This window comes from Eggerthella hominis, from assembly GCF_014287365.1.
Classification (GTDB): Bacteria; Actinomycetota; Coriobacteriia; order Coriobacteriales; family Eggerthellaceae; genus Eggerthella; species Eggerthella guodeyinii.
The window spans coordinates 61,186-81,381 of the sequence record NZ_JACOOA010000005.1; the positions used below are offsets into that span (position 1 = coordinate 61,186).

The window sequence follows — 20,196 nt, forward strand, 5'->3', positions numbered from 1 at the left end:
ATTATATCCGAAGCATGAGGAAGCGTCCGTCCATGTCCGACAAGCTCGCACGAGCTCAACACACGCGCGTTGCCGAACCGGCACCCGAGCAGCCCGCCGCTGCGCCTCTGCGTCCCCAGCGCACCCACGTGCGCGCGGCCGACCCGGGCTCCACGTCGGAAATCAAAGTGGGCGGCCGCCACGCCGGCCTCGACCGCACCGTCATCGCGGCGGCCGTGGCCCAGCAGGTCGTCCCCAAGCCGCAGCCACGGCTCGACCCCGCCAGCGCGAAGGCCCGCCTGCGCGCGGCCGCGCCGGGGGAAACCTCCGAGATCCACATCGGCGGCCGCCACGCCGGCCCCGATCGCACCACCCCGCCCCGCGACCCCTTCGAGCCTTCGACGCCCGACCCGCGCGAGCGCGAGCGCGCACGCGTCGCCCCGGCGATGCCCAGCTCGCGCGCCGAGCGCGCCGCGTTCCCCGGATCGACCTCGGAGCTGCCCATCATCAGCAAGCACGCCGGCACCGACCGCACGCTCGCCCGCGTCGAGCAGCCCGAGCCCGAGGATGCCACGTCCGCCGTCGGATCGTCGGCGGCGCTCATGAGCATATGCACCATGCTCTCGCGCATCACCGGCTTCGCCCGCACCTGGGTCATGGCCTTCGCGCTGGGATCCACCCTGCTGTCGAGCTCCTACCAGGTGGCGAACAACCTGCCGAACCAGCTGTACGAACTGGTGGTGGGCGGCATGCTGGTCACGGCATTCCTTCCGGTATATATGTCGGTGAAGAAGAAGCTCGGGCGCGACGCCTCCAACCGCTACGCGTCGAACCTGCTCACCATCGTGGTGCTGTTCCTCGGCGTGGTGTCGGCGCTGTGCATGGCCTTCCCCAGCGTGGCCATCTACACGCAAAGCTTCTACTCCGACCAGAACGAGATGGCCCAGTCGGTGTTCTTCTTCCAGTTCTTCGCGATACAGATCGTGATGTACGGCGCCACCGCTATCGTATCGGGCCTGCTCAACGCCAATCGCGACTACCTCTGGTCGTCCATCGCGCCCGTGGCGAACAACGTCATCGTCATCACGACCTTCGTGCTGTACGCCGTCGTGGCGCCGCAGAACCAGGAGCTCGCGCTGTACATCATCGCGTTCGGCAACCCGCTGGGCGTGTTCGTGCAGCTGGCCATCCAGCTGCCGGCGCTCAAGAAGAACGGCATCCGCGTGCGCCCGCGCATCGACCTGCGCGATCCTTCGCTGCGCGAGACGGTGGCCATCGGCGTGCCGGCCGTGTTCGTCATGCTGTGCTCGCTCATCGTGGTGTCGGTGCAAAACGCGGCATCGTACGGCTTCGCCGACAACGGCCCGTCCATCCTGCTGTACGCGCGCCAGTGGTTCACGCTCCCCTACGCGTTCTTGGCGGTGCCCATCACCACCGCCATGTTCACCGAGCTTGCCGACATGCAGGCCGAAGGCGACATGGAGGGCGTGAAGCGCGGTATCGTCGGGGGCACGAACCAGATCCTGTTCTTCATGATCCCCTTCGCGCTGTACCTCATGGTGTTCTCGTTGCCGCTGGTCACCCTGTACCACGCGGGAGCCTTCACGATGGAGAACGTCTCCTCCATCGCCACGTACATGTCCGTGCTCGCGTTCGCGCTGCCGGTGTACGGCATCAACACGTACCTGCAGAAGATATTCTCGAGCCTGAGGAAGATGGGCGTCTTCGCCGTGTTCAACTTCGTGGCCGGCGCGGCCCAGATCGCGCTCACGATGTTCGGCGCGGCGAACGTGGAGCGCTTCCCCATCGAGATCATCGCGGTGGCCGAGGTGCTGTTCTACGTGGTGGCCGACGTGTGCCTGTTCATCTACCTGCGGCGCCACCTGGGGCCGTTCGGTTTGCGCTCGGTGGTGAAGGCGTGCCTGGGCGGCCTCGTGTTCGGCGGCCTGGGAGCGGCGGCGGGCGGCGGCGTGCTGTTCGCGCTGCAAACGTATCTGGCTCCGCTGTCGGGCTCCATTCCGCAGGCGCTCGCCTACGTGCTGGTCGGCGGCATCGTGGCGCTCGTGGTGACGTTCGGCCTGTCCATCAAGCTGCACGTGCCCGAGGCGGCCTTCGTCAGCTCCATCGCGAGCAAGGTGAAGGGCAAGCTGGGACGCGGGTAGCGCCAGCGCCTGCCGCAAAGCGGGCGCGAGCAAGCACGCAAGCGAGCACAGGGGAGGTGCCGTGGAGCTGCATCAGTTGAGATACATGTCGGCGGTGGCGCATTGCGGAAGCGTGGCGAAGGCTTCCGAGGAGCTGTTCGTCTCCAAGCAGGCCGTTTCCAAGGCGATCCGCGCGCTCGAGCACGAGGCGGGCTTCGAGCTGTTCGACCGCGGCGAGCGCATGCACCCCACCGACGAGGGCCTGCAGTTCCTCGCGCACGCCGACGCGGTGCTGCGCGAGCTCGACGAGATCGACCGGTTCGTCCAAGAGCGCAAGACGGGCGACGTGGCCCCGGAATCGCTCGCCATCGCGTTCAAGTCGTTCCCGCTCGACTACCTGTTCTTCAACGACGGGCACGAGGCGGTGGCGCTCGTCAACGAGTTCGCCGCCCGCACGCCCGGCTGCGCCGTCTCGACGTTCAAGATGTCCGACACCGCCATCCTGAACGCCCTCGAGGAGGAGGCCATCGACCTCGGCTTCGTCCACGGCGCGTACAAGCGCCCGGGCATCAAGCTGCTCGCCCTCGGCCCCGTGGAAACGCGGGCGATCACGCTGCGCGGCAACCCGCTGTGCGAGCGCGCGCCCCTCGCGATAGCCGACCTCGAAGGGGTCCCCATCAGGAGCCCCTTCGATTTCGACCTGTTCACCACCGGCTTCGTGGCGGCCTGCCACGCCCGCGGCTTCAACCCGCTGTTCCGCGAGGTGCCGCTCAACGACGACGCCATCGACGCGTTCTGCAGCGGCGGCGGGGTGCACCTGCAACCCTACGACCCCTGCATGGAGGAGGCCTACCCGCAGTCGGTCTTCATGCCGTTCCACCCGGGCGAGCGGATCGACCTCCCCCTGTGCCTCGCCTACCGCGAGACGCTCGCGAAGCCGTTGGCGCTCAAGCTGGTCAGCTTCATCCGCAACGGCATGCGGCGCTAGGCGTCCAGCAGCGACTTCGCCGCGATCCACCCGGTGATCCAGCTCGTGCCCACGCCGCCGAACACCGTCGAATTCCAGAAGCAGCCATAGTTCGCCTCGCCCGACAGGCCGCCGGCCGTGGTCGCGTTCGCGTACAGGCCGTCGATGAGCGTGCCGTCCTCGCGCATGACCTGCAGGTGCTCGTCGGTGCGCAGGCCGCACATGGTCTTCGCCATCTGGCTGCCCACGATGGCGCCGTAGAACGGCGGATCCTGCACGGGATGCAGCCACGTCGGATCGTACGGGGTGGACATCTCCTCGTCGACGCCCTTCGCGCACAGCTCGTTGTACTCCTTCACGGCGCGCACCAGCACGTCGCGGTCGAGCAGCAGCATATCGGCCAGCTCCTCGATGGTGTCGGCCTTCTTCACGGCGCCGCGCTCCACCGCCTCGTCCACCTCGGCGAGCCAATCAGCCGACACGAGGCCCTTCGTGTCCACGAGCGTGCTGGCGTCGGTGATGGGGATGCGGTTGCGGTCGGTGCCCTCGTCGGTGAGCACGTTCTTCTCGAACACGGTGGTCGGGAAGTTGGAGTCGCAGATGGAGTACACGTGGTGCCCCACGGCCGACATCCACGCGGCGCAGTTGCTGAGGTCGCCCATCTGCCCGCCCGGGTTCGCGAACAGCTCCTGCGTGGCCGCGAAGTACGGCTGGCGGTTGCCGCGCTTGTCGATGATGAGCCACGGGTTGTGGAACAGCTGGCGCTCGCCGTGCCAGAAGTAGTGCCAGAACTGGCCGTCGCCGCCCGCCGTCTCCTCGTCGATGGCGCCCTCCCAGCAGCTCCAGGAGTCGAAGCCGGAGAAGTCAGCGCCCATGCCGAGGCCCATGCGGAACGCCTCGCCCGTGTGCGACGGCATGGGGCCGCCCTGCACGGTGCCCTCGTAGGCGCTCGGCAGGTAGGCGCGGATGAGGTCGCGGTTCATGCCGAAGCCGCCGGCGCACAGGATGACGCCCTTCGACGCCTTGACGTAGCGCTCCGCGCCGTCCGTCCCCTTCGCGACGATGCCCACCACGCGGTCGCCGTCGGCGACGAGCTTCTCGCACTTCGTGGACAGGCGGATGTCGGCGCCCGCCGCCAGCGCGACGGCCTCCAGGGCGTTCGTGGGGTTGTTCATGCCCAGCACGACGCTCTGCTTGCCGCTATGGACGTCGGCATCGTGCCAGATGGGGCCGAAGCACTCCATGTTCATGCCGTCCTGCTCCATGATCCAGTCGCACGCCGCGCCCGACATGAGCAGCTGGTTCATGAGGAACTTCTCGTCGATGGAGTACGCGTTTTGCTCCTCGTACATGCGGGTGAACGCCTTGGCGTCGGGCGGGAACGTGGGCACGCCGAACTCGAGCGCGTTCTGGTCCTTCGAGCCGCCGAACACGTTGGCGAAGGTGCAGGCGTGACGGCTCGCACCGCCCACCTGGCCCTCCTTCTCGATGCCGATGACCTTGAGCCCCTGCTGCGCGAGGAACGCCGTGGCCACGATACCGCCGCCGCCCACGCCGACGATGACCACGTCGGCCTCGTCGTCCCACGCCGCCGGCGGCTCGACCGGCAGGATGGGCGCCGCGTCGGGCAGGTTGGCGTCGTGCACGCGCTCGACGAGGCGCGCGGTCACCTCGTCGGCAGGCGCGGCGGCATCGGCCGCCTGCGCCTTCTTGGACGATGCCGGCGCGGCGGCGCATCCCGTCAGCGCCATCCCGCCCAGCGCGGCGACGCTGGCGGCCAGGCCGCCCTTGACGAACGCCCTGCGCGAGAAGCCGCCGTTCGCGTTGTTCGATTCCCCATGATTCGTTGATGTAGACGTATCCACGTGATCCCTCCGGTCACTCGAATGTATGCGATGCCCAAGCCGCACAAGGCCCGGCATCTTCGCTTGATGCCCCTCGAGGTGATGCTTCGTTCAACACGTGTTTCAACGCTGTCAGCGTACCACGCCCCGCACGCAGCCCCCGTCATGCATGCATTGACGCCGCAGCAACTTCTCGTTGTCGGGGAGGGACGCAAAACGACCGCCCGAGGGCGGTCGTCGACAGGGCGAAATGCGCGCAATACGCGCGAAGAGGCCTTACGCCACCTTCGTCTTCGGCTTCAGCTGCTCACTCGACTTCCCGAAGAACACCTCGTACCAGCACAGGAAGCAGTAGATGTTCCAGATGCGCATCATCTTGAGCTTGCCGCGCCCCTCCACCGTGGAGAAGTCGGCCGACTTGTGGTCGTCGAGCATCTGCACGAGGTAGTCCACGTTGAAGAACTCGTGCGCGGCGTCGCTCGTGAACGCCTCCTTGATGCGGTCGTAGTACAGATCGGTCTGCAGCCACACGGTCAAAGGCGTGATGAACGGCTGCTTCGGCATGTTCGCCACCTTCTTCTGGAAGCCCAGCTTGGATGCGGCCACGCGCAGCGCGTACTTCGCGTGGTCGTCGTCCACGCGGCAGGCCGTGGGCAGCTGCAGCGCTACGTCGAGCACCTTCTTGTCGAGGAACGGCACGCGCAGCTCGAGCGATTGCGACATGGACATCTTGTCGGCTTTCAGGCAGATGTCGAACGGCATGTAGCTGACCATGTCCACGTACTGCGTCTGCGTGATGATGTCGAGGTCCTGCTTGGCCGCCTCGTCGAAGTGCGGCTTGCACCACTCCCAGGGCTTGCACGGACCCGCGTAGTCCTTCAGCACGTTGGGGATCTCGTCCCACATGTAGTTCATGCTCGCGCGCTGGTACGACTTCTCGGGACCGCCCGAACCGCGCATGGCGAAACGGCGCCCGTGGAACGGCGGCAGCTTTTCGGCCACGGCGCCCGCGGCGGCGCGCAGGGGGCGCGGCACCTTGAAGTACTTGTCGAATTCGAACTGGTCGTGGTAGATCCAGTAGCCGCCGAACAGCTCGTCGGCGCCCTCGCCCGACTGCACCACCTTCACCTGCTCGCGCGCCAGCTTGCTGACGAAGAACAGCGGGATGGCGCTCGGCGCGCCGAGGGGCTCGTCCATGTGGTACTGCTCGGTGGGCACGATGTCGAGAAATTCCTCGGCGCTCACCTGCGTCTGGAAGTTCGGCAGCTGCGCCCACTCGGCGAACGCCGTGGCATCGTCCAGCTCGTTCAGCTTGATGTCGAAGTCGGGTAGCGCGTCGATCTCGGCCAGCTTGTCCTCGCAGCCGATGTCGTAGCCCACCGAGAACGTCTTGATGTCGGGGGCGTGCTGCCCCATGCAGTACGCGGCCAGCGAGCTGTCGATGCCGCCCGACAGGAAGCTGCCGATCTCCACGTCGGCGATCTCGTGCGCCGCCACCGACTCGTCGAACACGCGGTTGATCTCGTCGGCCCACTCGTCGAGGCCCTTCGATTCGTCGATCTTGTACGTGATGCGGTAGAAGCACTCGATGTTCAACGCGCCGTCCTCGAACACCATGAAGTGGCCGGGCAGCAGCTTGTGGACGTCCTTGAACATGGTCTGCGAGTCGTTCATGTACTCGAAGCACAGGTACTGCGGCAGCATCTCGCGGTTGAGCTCCTTGGCGAACGCCGGATGCGCCAGAAACGCCTTGATCTCGCTGCCGTAGATGAGGCGGTTGCCGTCGTGCTGGTAGTAGAACGGCTTGATGCCGAACAGGTCGCGCGCGCACACGAGGCGCTTCTTCGGCGCATCCCAGATGGCGATGGCGAACATGCCGCGCAGCTTCTCGAACACGTCGGTGCCCCACGCCTCGTAGCCGTGGACGATGGTCTCGGTGTCGCCGTTCGTGACGAAGGCGTAGCCGAGCGCCTCGAGCTCGGCGCGGAGCTCCTGGAAGTTGTAGATCTCGCCGTTGAACGTGACGGTCACGGTGCCGTCGGCGTTCTGCATGGGCTGGCGGGAGCCTTCGAGGTCGATGATGGACAGGCGGCGAAATCCCATCGCGATGTCGTCGTCCACGAAGAAGCCCTCGTCATCGGGCCCGCGGTGGGCGATGCGATCGGCCATGTCCTTGACGACCGCCTTGTTCGTTTCCCGGTCGAAATCGACCGCAGTGAATCCCACGAATCCGCACATGTGGCTGGTTCTCCTCCTGAGCGCGTGCCCGCACGATCACGCGGCACGAATACGTTCACATCTTCCGGTATGATACGCCACGCTCCCTCTAATCCCAAGATTCACAAGGGAAAACCGCAGACGGACTCAGCCGAATTACACAACCAAACGCGTCGGCGGCAGCGAAATTCCCGCATCCTAACCAATTCTTTCGTTTTGCGTGCAATTTCGCCGCCCGAACGAGCTCCCAGCCCTCGCCACACCATGGAGGAGCTGCATCGTCCCAGGTCAGCGATTCCCGACTCAGCCATCGACGCTCGAGACGCACTCGAAAAGCACGCGAAACGCAAAAATTGGTTACTTCGCGCCGATTCCCGTGTCCGAAGGGCTTCCCGAGCGAACTCGCGAAGCGGCAGAAGCGCATCTGTGGGCTCTTTTCATGAAGCGCGCACGGGGCGGGCGGGCTGTGGGATAATGACCTGATCACCGTATCTGAAGGAGATTTCGATCATGCCCGCTTCACCCCGCATCGCCTCTTCCGCCGACGTCGCCCGCCGCTTGCAGCCGGTCGTCGTGGGCGGCGACATCCTGGCCTACAGCTACGTGCGCGAGCTGCACCGCGCCTATCGAATAGAGCGCACCATCGTGCTGGCCACGCAGGATATCAAGATGCTGTCGTCGAGCCGTTTCACCGACTACCGCCTGGAACCGCTCATCCACGACCCGGAAGGCCTCTACGACGCGCTCGAGCGCACAGCCGCCCAGGTGCGCGCCGACGACCCCGACCGCGTGCTGCTCGTGCTCGGCTGCGACGACTGCCACGCGCGCATGCTCTCGTCGGGGAAGCAGCGCCTCGAAGCGGCCGGGTACACGGTCCCCTACATCGACTTCGACCTGCTCGACGACATCACGCAGAAGCGCCGCTTCTACGAGCTGTGCGAGCAGCTGGACATCCCCTTCCCGCGCACGTGGTACTTCGATTGCGGCCCGGACGGCCCCGAGAACCTGCCCGTGCAGGACTTCCCCTACCCGCTCATCGCGAAGCCGTCGAACTCCGCGCAGTTCCAGGACGCCACCATCGCCCGCAAGCGCAAGATCTACGAGATCGACAGCGCCGAGGAGCTGGCGCAGGTGTGGCGCGACATCCGCGCGTCGGACTACGACAACGAGCTGGTGCTGCAGGACTTCATCCCCGGCGGCGACGACGCCATCCGCACGCTCACGACGTTCTCGGACGCCTCGGGCGACGTGCGCGTGGTGTCGGGCGGCGTGGTGTGCCTGCAGGATCACGACCCCACCGCGCTGGGCAACCCGCTGTGCATCATGGGCGAGCGCGAGGAGGAGATCATCGCGTGCGCCAAGCGCTTCCTCAAAGAAGTGGGCTACCGCGGCTTCGCGAACTTCGACATCAAGCTGGACGAGCGCGACGGGGCGTTCCGCTTCTTCGAGGTGAACACGCGCTGCGGCCGCAACACGTACTACCTGAGCCTGGGCGGCGTGAACTTCGTCGAGCTCATCGTGCGCGAGTTCCTGCTGGGCGAGGCCATCGACTACCGCGAAGCGTACGATCCGTTCGTGTACAGCTGCGTGCCGCGCTACGTGCTCGACCGCAGCATGGAGAACCGCGCCCGCCTGCAGCAGGCCCTCGAGACGCTGCGCCGCACCCCCGAGCCCTACCCGCTGCACTACGCGCCCGACTCGCTCGTCCACAACTTCTGGGCGAAGGCCATGCACGTGAACCAGATCCCCAAGTTCAAGCGCTTCTACTGGGACACCGACGGCAAGCAGCTGAAGTAACGCGCAAGGCAACGCAGGCGCGGGAAGGAAGGAGCCGGGTGAAGGCTTGGGAATGGGCGGTCTGGCTGGCGCTGTGCATCGCGCCGTTCGCCGTGGCGGCGGCGGCGCTCGGGTCGCTGCCCGATACCACAGCGATGCACGTCGGCATCGACGGCACGATCGACCGTTACGGCTCCAAGTACGACCTGCTGCCCATAGCAGGCCTCCTCGCCCTTCCCAACCTCGCCTTGGCGCTCGTCTCCTGGAAGGCGGAGGCGCTCTTCGCCAGGGGGCTCGTTCACGGCATCGACAGCCCCCGCAACCTCCGAACCCTCTTCCTGGTGCTCGGCATGATCGAAACCGTCATCTACGTCGGCATCGTGCTCTCGTTCGGCCGCGGCGCGCTCTCGGGCTGACGCCTTACACCGGCCGCCGATGCCCCTCTTCGGTGGTGAGCACCACGGGGCCGTCCTCGGTGATGGCCACCGTCTTCTCGAAGTGCGCCGACGGCTGGCCGTCGCGCGTGCACACGAGCCACCCGTCGGACATCTGGCGCGTCTTGTACGTGCCCAGGTTGATCATCGGCTCGATGGCCAGCACCATGCCCGCTTCCAGCTTCACGCCGGTGTGCTTGCGGCCGAAGTTCGGCACGTTGGGGTCCTCGTGCATGTCGCGGCCGATGCCGTGTCCCACGTACTCGCGCACCACGCCGTAGCCGGCGGCTTCGGCGATACTCTGCACGGCATGGCCGATGTCGCCCAGGCGGTTGCCCGGACGGGCGGCGTCGAGACCGGCCCACATGCACTGCTCGGTCACCTCGAGCAGGCGCTTCTTCTCGGGCGAGACCTTCCCCACCGCGTACGTCCAGGCGTTGTCGCCCACCCACCCGTCCACGATGGCGCCGGTGTCGATGGAGATGATGTCGCCCTCGCGCAGCACCACGCCGCGCGAGGGGATGCCGTGGACGATCTGCTCGTTCACCGACGCGCAGATGGAGCCGGGGAACCCGCCGTAGCCCTTGAACGCGGGGATGCCGCCCTCCGCGCGGATGAGCGCCTCGGCCAGCTCGTCCAGCTCGAGCGTGGACACGCCGGGCCGCACCTGCGCCCCCACCTCACGCAGCACCTTGGCCGACACGCGACCCGCTTCCTTCATGGCCTCGATCTCGGCCGGAGACTTCCTGATGATCATTCGCGTTCGCACCTTGCCTTATACGCTTTCGTTTGCCGCCGCCCAGTATAGCACTGCCCCGTCGGCTTCCGCAGCCGTTACAGCCCCTTCACGCCCCCGAAACGCCCGCAGGGCGGCCGGAAAGCCGTACGGGCAGTCCTTGCTAGCATGGAGCGGCACGGATCGCCAACCGACGAACAGGAGGCTCTATGAACCCGTTTGACTTGAAACCGTCCAAGCCCCTCGAGGACATGATGCTCGACTGGAAGGACCTCTCGCCCCGCCCGTACAAGAAGCTCGACACCGATCCCTACACGAAGGCCCGGATCATCCTCATGAACGGCATCGAGGTGGAAGCCGTGATGTTCGGCCACAACTTCAACCGCAATTGCGAGGACAACGACCTGCGCCGCGAGCTCGCGCTGCTGCGCCGCATCGAAGCCGGCCAGCAGAAGCACGTGAACTGGCTGTCGCCCTCCGACGAGACGCCGCTCGAGACGACCATCGGCTACGAGCAGCTGGCCGTGGACCTCACGGCATGGCTCGCCATGCACGAGCCCGACGCGTATGCGAAGTCGTGCATGGACTTCGCCCTGCTCGAGGACTTCGACCACCTGTACCGCTACGCGAACCTGCTCAAGATGGACGAGGATCTGCCGGCGCACAAGCTCGTGCGCGACACCATCGAGATCACGCCCGGCCGCCCCACCATCGCGCACCATCGCCATCCGTTCGACTCGGTGCGCGCGCCGCGCAACGCCAAGACGGCCGACATCCGCACGACGCTCGGCGCGCTCATCCTCACCGCCGGCGAGCAGCAGACCATGAACTTCTACATGAACCTGGGCAACACGCAGCCCGAAGGGGTCGCGCGCGACCTCTACCTGGAAATCGGCATGGTGGAGGAAGAGCACGTCACGCACTACGGCGCGCTGCTCGACCCGTCGGCCACCTGGCTGCAGAACCTGCTGCTGCGCGAGTACATGGAAGCGTATCTGTACTACTCGTTCTACGAGACCGAGGTCGACCCGTACGTGAAGAAGATCTGGGAGCGCCACTTCGAGCAGGAGGTCGCGCACCTGCACAAGGCCGCCGAGCTTCTATACAAGCACGAGGACGAGGAGTGGCAGGCGCTCATCCCCGACGGCGAGTTCCCCGAGCTGCTCGACCTCCATCCCACGAAGGACTACGTGCGCGAGGTGCTCGACGAGCAGGTGACGCTCACCGCGCAGGGCGAGGAGTTCGTCGAGGTCGACGACCTGCCGAGCGACTACCGCTTCTTCGGATGGAACGACCGCGTGAACGGACGGGTGCAGGACGTGCCCAGCCACCGCGTCGTCCGCGAGGAGCAGAAGCAGCACGGCGAGGACTACCGCGTGGAGGACGGGCAAAGCCCCGTGCGCGCGCTGCGCAACCGCAAGGAGGACAACACGAAGCTCGGCCGCGTGCAGAACGCCGAGCACGATTCCAAGCGCGCCCCCGCGCGCGAGAAGCTGGAGGAGCGCGAAGCGGTGCTGGCGTAAGCGGCCCGCCCCTTCCCTTCCCGGCTCGTCCCAGCTCGTCCCGCAACGAAAAGCGCCCGCGGAATCACTCCGCGGGCGCTTCGCCGTCCCCTTCCGACCCCGGTTGGCCGGGTTGCTTGCCGCCCGGCTCCTTGAGGCGCCCTGCGTCTTTGAGCGCCCGGCGCAGGATGAACTCCACCTGGGCGTTCACGCTGCGCAGATCGTCGGCGGCCCACCGTTCGATGCCGGCCCACACGTCCGAGTCGATGCGCAAGGGATACTGTTTTCGCTTCGCCATAGCTTGCCACCGCGCCTGCGGCCCGGGCAGCATGCGCCCGAGCCGCGGCGTTCCTTCCTACTGGTACAGCGTACCCGTGTTCAGCACGGGCTGTGCGTCGGATTCGCCGCACAGCACCACCATGAGGTTCGACACCATGGCGGCCTTGCGCTCGTCGTCCAAGTCTACCACGTTCTTCGCCGACAGCTCGGCCAGGGCCATGTCCACCATGCTCACCGCGCCCTGCACGATCTTCTCGCGCGCGGCGATGACGGCCTCGGCCTGCTGGCGGCGGAGCATCGCCTGGGCGATCTCCGGCGCGTACGCCAGGTGCGTGAGGCGCGCGTCGTCGATGATCACGCCGGCCTTCTCGAGCCGCACAGCCAGCTCCTCCTTGAGCGCCTCGGACACCTCTTCGATGTTGCTGCGCAGCGTGATCTCGCCCTCGGGCTCGCCGGGCATCTGGTCGTAGGCGTACGTCGTGGCCACGTGGCGCAGCGCCGTCTCGCTCTGCGTGTGCACGTAGGTGTTGTAGTCGTCCACGTCGAACAGCGCCTTCGCCGTGTTCTCGATGCGCCACACGATGACGTCGGCGATCTCGATGGGGTTGCCGCACTTGTCGTTCACCTTGAGGTGCTCGCCGTTGTACGTGCGGGCGCGCAGCGAGACCTTCGTCGACTTCCCCACGGGCTTGCCCGTCTGCGGGTCGACGGTGGCCCCGGCGTTGCGCGAGTAGAACGGGTTGGCCCAGTGGAAGCCCTCGTCGCGCACGGTGCCCTTGTAGTCGCCGAACAGGATGAGCACGCGCGCCTGGTTCGGCTGGATGGTGAAGAAGCCCATCAGCATCAGGAGCGGCGCCACGCACACCGCGACGATGCCCACCACCAGCAGCACGACGCCGAGCGTCTGCGTCCCCGTCGTGATGGGCGCTTCGTCGGGCGGCAGCATGGTCGCTCCCACCACGATCAGCGCGATGCACAGGGCGGTGACGACGAGCATGAGCGCCAGCATCGGCCAGCCGCTCCTCGCGTGGACGGTCTTCTCGACGGACATGATGTTCCCTTTCTCTCTCAGGCTCTGCGCCCCATGCGCTCGCCCGTTCTGCCTCCGAAACGAGGTGATACGAATATGATATCACTTTGAGATCGAAAACGGAAGCCGTACTGCCGCGTTTGCAGCATCGTACGACCAGAATGTTTCACGTGAAACATTTGTTCGCCCATCAGGCAAAAGAAAAGGAGCCTTGCGGCTCCTTTTCCCAGCGTTTGCGATTGCGCTTATTCAGCGGCGGCATCCGTGTAGCCACGGACCACGGACGGGTCGACCGACACGCCGGGGCTCATCGTGGAGGACACCGTGATGGACTTCACGTACTTGCCCTTCGCGGCAGACGGCTTCATGCGGAGGATCTCGTCGTACACCGCGCCGTAGTTCTCGGCGAGCTGCTCGGCGGTGAAGCTCACCTTGCCGAGGATGACGTGCGCGATGCCGTAGCGGTCGGCACGGTACTCCACGCGGCCGCCCTTGAGCTCGTTGATGGCCTTCGCCACGTCGTTGGTGACGGTGCCCAGCTTCGGGTTCGGCATGAGACCGCGGGGGCCGAGGATCTTGCCCAGGCGGCCGACCTTGCCCATCTGGTCGGGGGTGGCGACGGCGGCGTCGAAGTTGAACTCGCCGGCCTGGATCTGCTGGGTCAGCTCGTCGGTGCCGACGATGTCGGCGCCCGCCTCTTCGGCGGCGCGAGCGGCTTCGCCCTCGGCGAACACGGCCACGCGGACGGTCTTGCCCGAGCCGTTCGGCAGGCTCACGGTGCCGCGGAGCTGCTGGTCGGCCTGGCGGGTGTCGATGCCCAGGCGGAAGTCCGCCTCGACCGTCTCGTCGAACTTCGCGAACGCGACGTCCTTCACGAGGGCGAGCGCCTCGAGGGGAGCGCGGGTGCCTTCGCCGATCTTCTCGACCGCGGCACGGTAGTTCTTGGACTGCTTCGTCATGATGCTTCCTTTCGTGGTGCGTAGCGAGCGCTCTCAGCGCTCTTCCACTGCTATCTCATCGAACAACGGCCGCCGTGACGGCGGCCGGTCATTCCGTATCGAACGGCTGGGGAGCTAGTCCTCCAGCGTCTTGCCCTGGAGCATGGCGGCAACCTTCTTGGAAGGCACGTACTTGATCTTCAGGTCGCGACCCTCGATGCGCACGCCCATGCTGCGAGCCGTGCCGGCGATGATCTCCATGGCGGCCTCGATGGTGTTGGCATTGAGGTCCGGCATCTTGATCTCGGCGATCTCGCGGAGCTGATCCTCCGTGAGCGTGCCGGCAACCTGCATGTGCGGGATGCCCGCACCGCTCTTGATGCCCAGCTTCTCCTTGATGAGGATGGCCGCCGGCGGGGTCTTGCACACGAACGTGAACGACTTGTCCTCGTACACCGTGATCTCGACCGGGATGATGGTGCCGGACTGGTCCTGCGTCTGGGCGTTGAACGCCTGGCAGAACTGCATGATGTTGACGCCCTGGGCGCCGAGGGCCGGGCCGACCGGAGGAGCCGGGTTCGCGGCACCCGCGGGGATTTGCAGCTTGATAAAGCCGGTTTGTTTCTTTTCAGCCATGAGAGCTTCCTTTCAGCTGATCACAATCGCAAAAACGCATTATTTCAAAATCTATCAACAAAGCGGCAGGGTCGAATGAGAAGCCCCGGTCCACGCGGGCACGCGACGCCGCTTGTGTTCGCACCTTTAAATCTTGGCCACCTGATCGAACGAGAGCTCGACCGGCGTCTCGCGGCCGAAGATGGAGACCATGACCTTCACCTTGCCGGCGTCGGGCGACACCTCGGACACCACGCCGTCGAACTCGGCGAGCGGACCCGAGACCACCTTCACCGACTGCCCCACTTCCAGGCTCGACGAAGTCTTCTTCGGAGCCTCGCGGCTCGTGCGCTTCATGATCTTGTTGTACTCGTCGCGCGTGAGCGGCGCGGGGTTGCCGTCGGCACCCACAAACCCGGTCACGCCCGGGGTGTTGCGAACCGCAGCCCAGCTGCGGTCGTCGAGCTCCATGCGGACGAGCACGTAGCCCGGGAACACCTTCTTCTCGCTCTCGACGCGACGGCCGCCCTCTTTGATCTCGGTGACCATCTCCGTCGGAATCTCGATGCCGAAGACGTTGTTCTCGAGGCCCATCGTCTCGATGCGCGTCTCGAGGTTCTTCTTGACCTTGTTCTCGTATCCTGAATACGTGTGCAGGACGTACCACTTCTTCGCCATGCGCCTAGACCCCCAAACCGGAAATAGCAATCAGCAACGGCGTGATGACGACGTTGTCGAGCACGGCGACGTATGCGCCGAAGAACACGAGCGCAACCACCACGACGACGCTCCAACGCAGGACGTCCTGCTTGGTCGGCCACGTGACGCGCTTGAGCTCCGTGCGCACGTCTTTCAAGAACCCGAAACGCCGCTTCTTAGCGGGCTTCTTCTCGGGAGCCTTCTCGACCTTCTTCTCCACGGCTTTGACGGGGGCCTTCGCCTGCTTGCCGCTTTCCGCAGCCGCGTCGCTCTTGTCGGCCTTCTTGAAAAACCGCTTCTTAGGCGCCTCGGTCGCAGCAGCATCGGCCTCGGCGTTCTTGTTCGCCTCGGCAGCGACCTCGGCCTCAAGCGCCTGCTCCTTGCGGGCTGCGCGTGCGGCAGATGCCTTCGCTCGCTGTGTCTTTGATTTCTTCGCCATGTGATTCCTTAACCGGGGATTCGTATCCGTGTAAACGCCAAACAAGCAGCCTGATCACAAGCTGCTCATCCAAGCAACCTGATGCAAGCTGCTCATATACTCGAGCTGGCAGGCCAGGAGGGACTCGAACCCCCAACATGCGGTTTTGGAGACCGCCGCTCTACCAATTGGAGCTACTGGCCTATGCTCGTGCAAACCTCTGATACGCTATCGGGTTTCTTTGTGCACCGTGTGGCACTGGCACCACTTGCAGTACTTCTTCAACTCGATACGATCAGGATTGTTCTGCTTGTTCTTCTTGGTCGTGTAGTTACGGCGCTTGCACTCCGTGCACGCCAAAGTGACCAACGTACGCATGAATTCTCCTTTATGCCTCAACTGAAACGAGCTTGGATCTCATACACATGAATTCTCATGAGCGGGGCCCGCTTGGAGCGGGCCCCGCCTGATTGCGATGAAGCGGTGTTACTTGATGATCTTCGTAACACGACCGGAGCCGACCGTGCGGCCACCCTCGCGGATAGCGAAGCGCAGGCCCTCTTCCATGGCGATCGGGTGAATGAGCTCGCCCTTGATCTCCACGTTGTCGCCCGGCATGACCATCTCGACGCCCTCGGGAAGGTGGGCAACGCCCGTCACGTCCGTCGTGCGGAAGTAGAACTGCGGACGGTAGCCGTCGAAGAACGGCGTGTGGCGGCCGCCCTCTTCCTTCGTCAGGATGTAAACCTGGCCCTCGAACTCGGTGTGCGGGGTCACGCTACCGGGCTTGCAGAGAACCTGGCCGCGAACGATGTCCTCGCGCTTGACGCCGCGGAGCAGGCAGCCGATGTTGTCGCCGGCCTGAGCCTCGTCGAGCAGCTTGCGGAACATTTCGATGCCGGTGCAGACCGTGTTGGCGGTCTCCTTGATGCCGATGATCTCCAGCGGGTCGTTGACGTGCAGCGTACCGCGCTCCACACGACCGGTGGCAACGGTGCCGCGGCCGGTGATGGTCATCGTGTCCTCGACAGCCATCAGGAACGGCTTGTCGACCATGCGCTCCGGCGTCGGGATGTAGGAGTCGACGGCGTCCATGAGCTCCCAGACCTTTTCCTGCCACTCTTTGTCGCCCTCGAGGGCCTTCAGAGCGGAACCGCGGATGATCGGGGTGTCGTCGCCGGGGAACTCGTAAGAGTCGAGCAGCTCGCGAACTTCCATCTCGACGAGCTCGAGGAGCTCTTCGTCGTCGACCATGTCGCACTTGTTCAGGAAGACCACGATGTAGGGAACGCCGACCTGACGGGCGAGCAGGATGTGCTCGCGGGTCTGGGCCATCGGGCCGTCGGTGGCGGCGATAACGAGGATGGCGCCGTCCATCTGAGCAGCACCCGTGATCATGTTCTTGACGTAGTCAGCGTGACCGGGGCAGTCAACGTGGGCGTAGTGGCGAGCATCCGTCTCGTACTCGATGTGAGCGATGGAGATCGTGATGCCGCGCTCGCGCTCTTCGGGGGCCTTGTCGATGTTCTCGAACGCCGTGAAGTCAGCGTGGGCGGAACCATGCGAGCCGTCGTTCTCGGACAGCGTCTTGGAAATGGCGGCCGTCAGGGTCGTCTTGCCGTGGTCGACGTGGCCGATGGTGCCGATGTTAACATGCGGCTTGGAACGCTCGAACTTAGCCTTAGCCATGTTTCATCCTCCTTATAAGATATTTTCGCGAAACGAAAACAAAATAACGACGCGTCCGACAAAGCGGACGCGAAATAATACAATGGTAGCGGTGACTGGATTTGAACCAGTGACGCCACGGGTATGAACCGTGTGCTCTAACCAACTGAGCTACACCGCCAGGTAGCAAAAAATGGAGCCTGCGATCGGACTTGAACCGACGACCTCTTCCTTACCAAGGAAGTGCTCTACCGACTGAGCTACACAGGCGAAAAATGGTGGGCGCGCTAGGATTCGAACCTAGGTAGGCATAGCCAACGGGTTTACAGCCCGTCCCCTTTAGCCACTCGGGCACACGCCCATAATTCGCTGCTTAATTCATGTGTATTTATCAAGCTGCCTGCCGCGCTTTTCGGCGAACCCGAACGCGCGAGCAGGAGAATAATACGCTAGGAACACCAGCGTGTCAACTGCCTACACGCCCCCGGGTGTGTCTCCATCATTCCTCCTTTTCTCGACCTCCCCGCCCAGCGAATCGCCGAGGGGTGCGGCCGCGAACGCCGGAAAAGCGCCGCGAGGATCACGCACGGGCGGGGTTCGCCGCGTCCAGGACGTCGCGCAGCGGGCGATACGCCTCCACCAGATCGTCGAGGCGCATGCGCGCGTTTGCCGGGCTGGTGGACGGAAGCCCCGTGTGCGCGACGCGGGGAAGCTGGGAAGCTCCGAAACGCTGGTAGAGCGCCGTCGCCTTCCCTCCCGTGGTGAACACGGCCTCGAGCGGCGCGACGGCGGCGATGCGGGCCAGGTCGTTCGGAACCGGGTCGGCGATGCTCGCGTCCGAGGCGCCGACGATGGTGCACGAGGCCAGCACGTCCCACAGCGCGATGCCGTGCGCGTGGAGGAAGGCGGTACGTCCCTCGATGCCGAGCGGCTCGAGTTCGCCGAACAGCGCGCCCAGCACCTTCCAGAACCGGTTTTGCGGATGACCGTAGTAGAAGCCGACCTCGCGGGACTTCGGCGAGGGCATCGTGCCCAGGACGAGCACGCGCGAACGCTCCGTATACAGTGGTTCGAGCGGATGGACGATGCGCGCTGCTTCCACGGACGCCCCTCCCCTACGCCCGGCTGGGAAGCTCGAGCGACGCCTCGGCCAGCACGTGCCCGCGGACGGCGCGGCGGAACTCGTTGAGGAAGTAGCCCTCGGGAAGGTCGAGCGTGCGATCGAGCGCGTACAGCGTGAGCGTGTAGTCGTGCGTTTTGTCGGGCGGGTACGGCCCGGCGTAGCGATGGACGATGCGCGGGTCGGTGCAGCTGCCCGCCAACGGCGACCAATCGCTGTTCGAGCCCTGCACGCAGGCGAGCTCGCCCGACGCGCTGGCGTTCTCGGGGATGAGCGCGACATCGGGCGCGATGTCGCACGCGAGCCAATGTATCCAGCAGAAGCCGCCCACGGGAACGGCGTCGTAGTCGAGGAGCGTGAGCGCGAGGGACCGCGCTCCTTCGGGCACGTCGGCGATCTCGATGGGAAACGAGCGGATGGGATGGCCGTCCAGCTGGTACGCCGCAGGGGCGTGCTTGCCGAAGCGGTCGGGCAGCAGCCCTTGCTCGAGTTCGACGGATATGCGCATGGTCGATCTCCTTTCGTGCGCGAGCCCAACGGTTCGTACCATAGTATAAAAGAAGGGAGGGCCGAAGCCCTCCCTTTGTCATCGTATGGAACCTTAGAACTGTAGGCAGTTCGTGAACTGCGCCCACGACAGCGGGTCGGTGTCGCGCACGTACGCGTTGAAGGTGGGGGCGTGCACATAGTGCGAGCCGCCCGAGCTCACCGCGATGCCGACGTGGCCGTAGCGCCACAGGACGTCGCCCGGTCGCGCCTCGGAAACCGAGCCGACGTAGCTCGCCGCCGAGTACTGCGCCTCGCTCTGGTGCGGCAGCGAGATGCCCACCTGGCGATACGCCCACGTGACCAGACCGGAGCAGTCGAACGAGTCGGGACCCTCGGCACCCCAGATGTAGGGGCAGCCGATGCGGCTCATGGCGTAGCCCACGACCGAGTCGTAGGAGCCGACCGGACGGCTCGGGTACACGACGGACCCGCCGCCACCGCCGCCGGAGGTGCCGCCACCGCCGCCGCCGGAAGAGCCGCTGCCGCCACCGGAGTTGCCGGTGTTCGCCGCGGCCTCCGCCTGACGCTGGCGCTCGGCCTCGGCGGCAGCTTCCGCCGCCGCTGCGGCAGCCGCTGCGGCCTGCTCCTGCTGGAGGAGCTCCTGGGCCTCGGCGTCGAGGGAGCTGACCAGCTCGGTGGCCTGATCGACCTTGGCCTGGACCTCGCTCTGGATCTGCTTGGCTTCTTCGGCCTTGGCCGAGGCGATCTGCTCCTGGCGGGAGTACTCGTCCTTGGCGGTCTGAAGCTCTTCGCGCAGGGTCTTCGTCTGGTCGACCATGTCGGCATCGTTCTCGTTCATTTTGTTGAGGAGATCCCAGTTCTGGGTGAACTCTTCGAACGAGGCGGCACCCAGGACGAAATCGACGAAGCTCGTAGATCCGTTGCGGTACATGTTGCGGGCACGCGTGCCCAGCTTGTCCTGCAAATCGCTGATCTGGCTGTTAGCGTCGTCGATTTTGGCCTGCTCGGCCTCCATCGCCGTCTGCGCGGCATCGCGCTCGTCGAGCGCGGCGTAATAGCTGATTTCGGCAGCCTCGAGATCGGTCTGCAAACCGATCAGCTGGTTGCGCACCGCATCGGCTTCGGCCTGCTTCTCAGCAGCGGTCTCGGCGAAGGCGGTCGTCGGAGCCATGACGGAGAGGGCACCGAGCGCAGCCGCGCCGGTGAGAAATGTTCGCCTGCTCAGTCCGATTGTATGCTCGCTCATGTATGAAATCCTCCTAGATTGAGCACGTAGTATGTATGGGCAAAAGCTGAACGCATAATACCACGTTCGCGCGGATG

Annotated in this window: 19 protein-coding genes and 4 tRNA genes; 5 read left to right on the forward strand and 18 right to left on the reverse strand. The window is 65.3% G+C overall.

Annotation, left to right across the window (positions count from 1 at the left end):
- Window positions 1-32 precede the first annotated feature (32 nt).
- Together murJ and H8S61_RS11490 are read left to right on the forward strand one after the other, a co-directional pair.
- Entirely contained in the window at window positions 33-2,141 is a 2,109-nt protein-coding gene (gene murJ / locus H8S61_RS11485; RefSeq protein WP_186939089.1) for a murein biosynthesis integral membrane protein MurJ, read from the forward strand.
- Window positions 2,142-2,217: 76 nt separating this feature from the next.
- Window positions 2,218-3,108 carry a LysR family transcriptional regulator gene (locus H8S61_RS11490; RefSeq protein WP_255466592.1) on the forward strand — a complete coding sequence of 297 codons (891 nt, stop codon included), beginning with the start codon at window positions 2,218-2,220 and terminating at the stop codon, window positions 3,106-3,108.
- Here H8S61_RS11490 and H8S61_RS11495 read toward each other — a convergent pair.
- Together H8S61_RS11495 and asnB are read right to left on the reverse strand one after the other, a co-directional pair.
- Entirely contained in the window at window positions 3,105-4,952 is a 1,848-nt protein-coding gene (locus H8S61_RS11495; RefSeq protein ID WP_186939091.1) for an FAD-binding protein, read from the reverse strand. The genes H8S61_RS11490 and H8S61_RS11495 overlap by 4 nt on opposite strands.
- A 255-nt stretch (window positions 4,953-5,207) precedes the next feature.
- Window positions 5,208-7,169, reverse strand: a complete 1,962-nt coding sequence (gene asnB, locus H8S61_RS11500) for an asparagine synthase (glutamine-hydrolyzing) (protein ID WP_186939092.1) — start codon at window positions 7,167-7,169, stop codon at window positions 5,208-5,210.
- A gap of 489 nt (window positions 7,170-7,658) precedes the next feature.
- Between asnB and H8S61_RS11505 the strand changes: the two genes are divergently transcribed.
- Both H8S61_RS11505 and H8S61_RS11510 read left to right on the forward strand, forming a co-directional pair.
- Window positions 7,659-8,945 carry a carboxylate--amine ligase gene (locus H8S61_RS11505; RefSeq protein WP_186939093.1) on the forward strand — a complete coding sequence of 429 codons (1,287 nt, stop codon included), beginning with the start codon at window positions 7,659-7,661 and terminating at the stop codon, window positions 8,943-8,945.
- 38 nt (window positions 8,946-8,983) lie between these two features.
- Complete coding sequence (locus tag H8S61_RS11510; RefSeq protein WP_186939094.1) at window positions 8,984-9,340, forward strand: DUF1648 domain-containing protein; 357 nt, start codon at window positions 8,984-8,986, stop codon at window positions 9,338-9,340.
- Between the two features lie 4 nt (window positions 9,341-9,344).
- Here the strand turns inward: H8S61_RS11510 and map are convergent, their stop codons facing one another.
- Complete coding sequence (gene map, locus H8S61_RS11515) at window positions 9,345-10,115, reverse strand: type I methionyl aminopeptidase (protein ID WP_154333833.1); 771 nt, start codon at window positions 10,113-10,115, stop codon at window positions 9,345-9,347.
- Window positions 10,116-10,303: 188 nt separating this feature from the next.
- Between map and H8S61_RS11520 the strand changes: the two genes are divergently transcribed.
- A complete protein-coding gene (locus H8S61_RS11520; protein WP_186939095.1) occupies window positions 10,304-11,617 on the forward strand; it encodes a hypothetical protein in 1,314 nt (437 codons plus the stop codon).
- Window positions 11,618-11,681: 64 nt separating this feature from the next.
- Here the strand turns inward: H8S61_RS11520 and H8S61_RS11525 are convergent, their stop codons facing one another.
- From H8S61_RS11525 to H8S61_RS11595, 15 genes are all read right to left on the reverse strand, one after another.
- Window positions 11,682-11,894, reverse strand: coding sequence for a type II toxin-antitoxin system antitoxin (locus H8S61_RS11525; protein ID WP_160942779.1), 213 nt, complete (start codon window positions 11,892-11,894; stop codon window positions 11,682-11,684).
- Between the two features lie 57 nt (window positions 11,895-11,951).
- Window positions 11,952-12,926 carry an SPFH domain-containing protein gene (locus tag H8S61_RS11530; protein WP_186939096.1) on the reverse strand — a complete coding sequence of 325 codons (975 nt, stop codon included), beginning with the start codon at window positions 12,924-12,926 and terminating at the stop codon, window positions 11,952-11,954.
- Window positions 12,927-13,150: 224 nt separating this feature from the next.
- Window positions 13,151-13,864 (reverse strand): 50S ribosomal protein L1, encoded by a 714-nt coding sequence (gene rplA, locus H8S61_RS11535; protein WP_160942778.1) that lies wholly within the window; start codon window positions 13,862-13,864, stop codon window positions 13,151-13,153.
- 114 nt (window positions 13,865-13,978) lie between these two features.
- Window positions 13,979-14,479, reverse strand: coding sequence for a 50S ribosomal protein L11 (rplK, locus tag H8S61_RS11540; RefSeq protein ID WP_160942777.1), 501 nt, complete (start codon window positions 14,477-14,479; stop codon window positions 13,979-13,981).
- Between the two features lie 126 nt (window positions 14,480-14,605).
- Entirely contained in the window at window positions 14,606-15,136 is a 531-nt protein-coding gene (gene nusG, locus H8S61_RS11545) for a transcription termination/antitermination protein NusG (protein ID WP_009306289.1), read from the reverse strand.
- Between the two features lie 4 nt (window positions 15,137-15,140).
- Window positions 15,141-15,596, reverse strand: a complete 456-nt coding sequence (gene secE, locus H8S61_RS11550; protein ID WP_160942776.1) for a preprotein translocase subunit SecE — start codon at window positions 15,594-15,596, stop codon at window positions 15,141-15,143.
- Between the two features lie 106 nt (window positions 15,597-15,702).
- Window positions 15,703-15,779, reverse strand: a tRNA-Trp gene (locus tag H8S61_RS11555).
- A 24-nt stretch (window positions 15,780-15,803) separates the two neighbouring features.
- Complete coding sequence (gene rpmG, locus H8S61_RS11560; RefSeq protein WP_080803366.1) at window positions 15,804-15,953, reverse strand: 50S ribosomal protein L33; 150 nt, start codon at window positions 15,951-15,953, stop codon at window positions 15,804-15,806.
- A gap of 108 nt (window positions 15,954-16,061) precedes the next feature.
- Complete coding sequence (tuf, locus tag H8S61_RS11565) at window positions 16,062-17,264, reverse strand: elongation factor Tu (RefSeq protein ID WP_160942775.1); 1,203 nt, start codon at window positions 17,262-17,264, stop codon at window positions 16,062-16,064.
- An 83-nt stretch (window positions 17,265-17,347) separates the two neighbouring features.
- Window positions 17,348-17,424, reverse strand: a tRNA-Met gene (locus H8S61_RS11570).
- Window positions 17,425-17,437: 13 nt separating this feature from the next.
- Window positions 17,438-17,513 (reverse strand) — tRNA-Thr (locus tag H8S61_RS11575).
- Window positions 17,514-17,519: 6 nt separating this feature from the next.
- Window positions 17,520-17,604 (reverse strand) — tRNA-Tyr (locus H8S61_RS11580).
- A 219-nt stretch (window positions 17,605-17,823) separates the two neighbouring features.
- Entirely contained in the window at window positions 17,824-18,345 is a 522-nt protein-coding gene (locus tag H8S61_RS11585) for a DNA-deoxyinosine glycosylase (RefSeq protein WP_186939097.1), read from the reverse strand.
- 13 nt (window positions 18,346-18,358) lie between these two features.
- The gene (locus tag H8S61_RS11590) at window positions 18,359-18,871 is read right to left on the reverse strand and encodes a YbhB/YbcL family Raf kinase inhibitor-like protein (RefSeq protein WP_186939098.1); all 513 of its coding nucleotides are present in this window, start codon (window positions 18,869-18,871) and stop codon (window positions 18,359-18,361) included.
- A 93-nt stretch (window positions 18,872-18,964) separates the two neighbouring features.
- Window positions 18,965-20,119: a C40 family peptidase gene (locus H8S61_RS11595; RefSeq protein ID WP_160942772.1), complete on the reverse strand. Its 1,155-nt coding sequence runs from the start codon at window positions 20,117-20,119 to the stop codon at window positions 18,965-18,967.
- Window positions 20,120-20,196 lie beyond the last annotated feature (77 nt).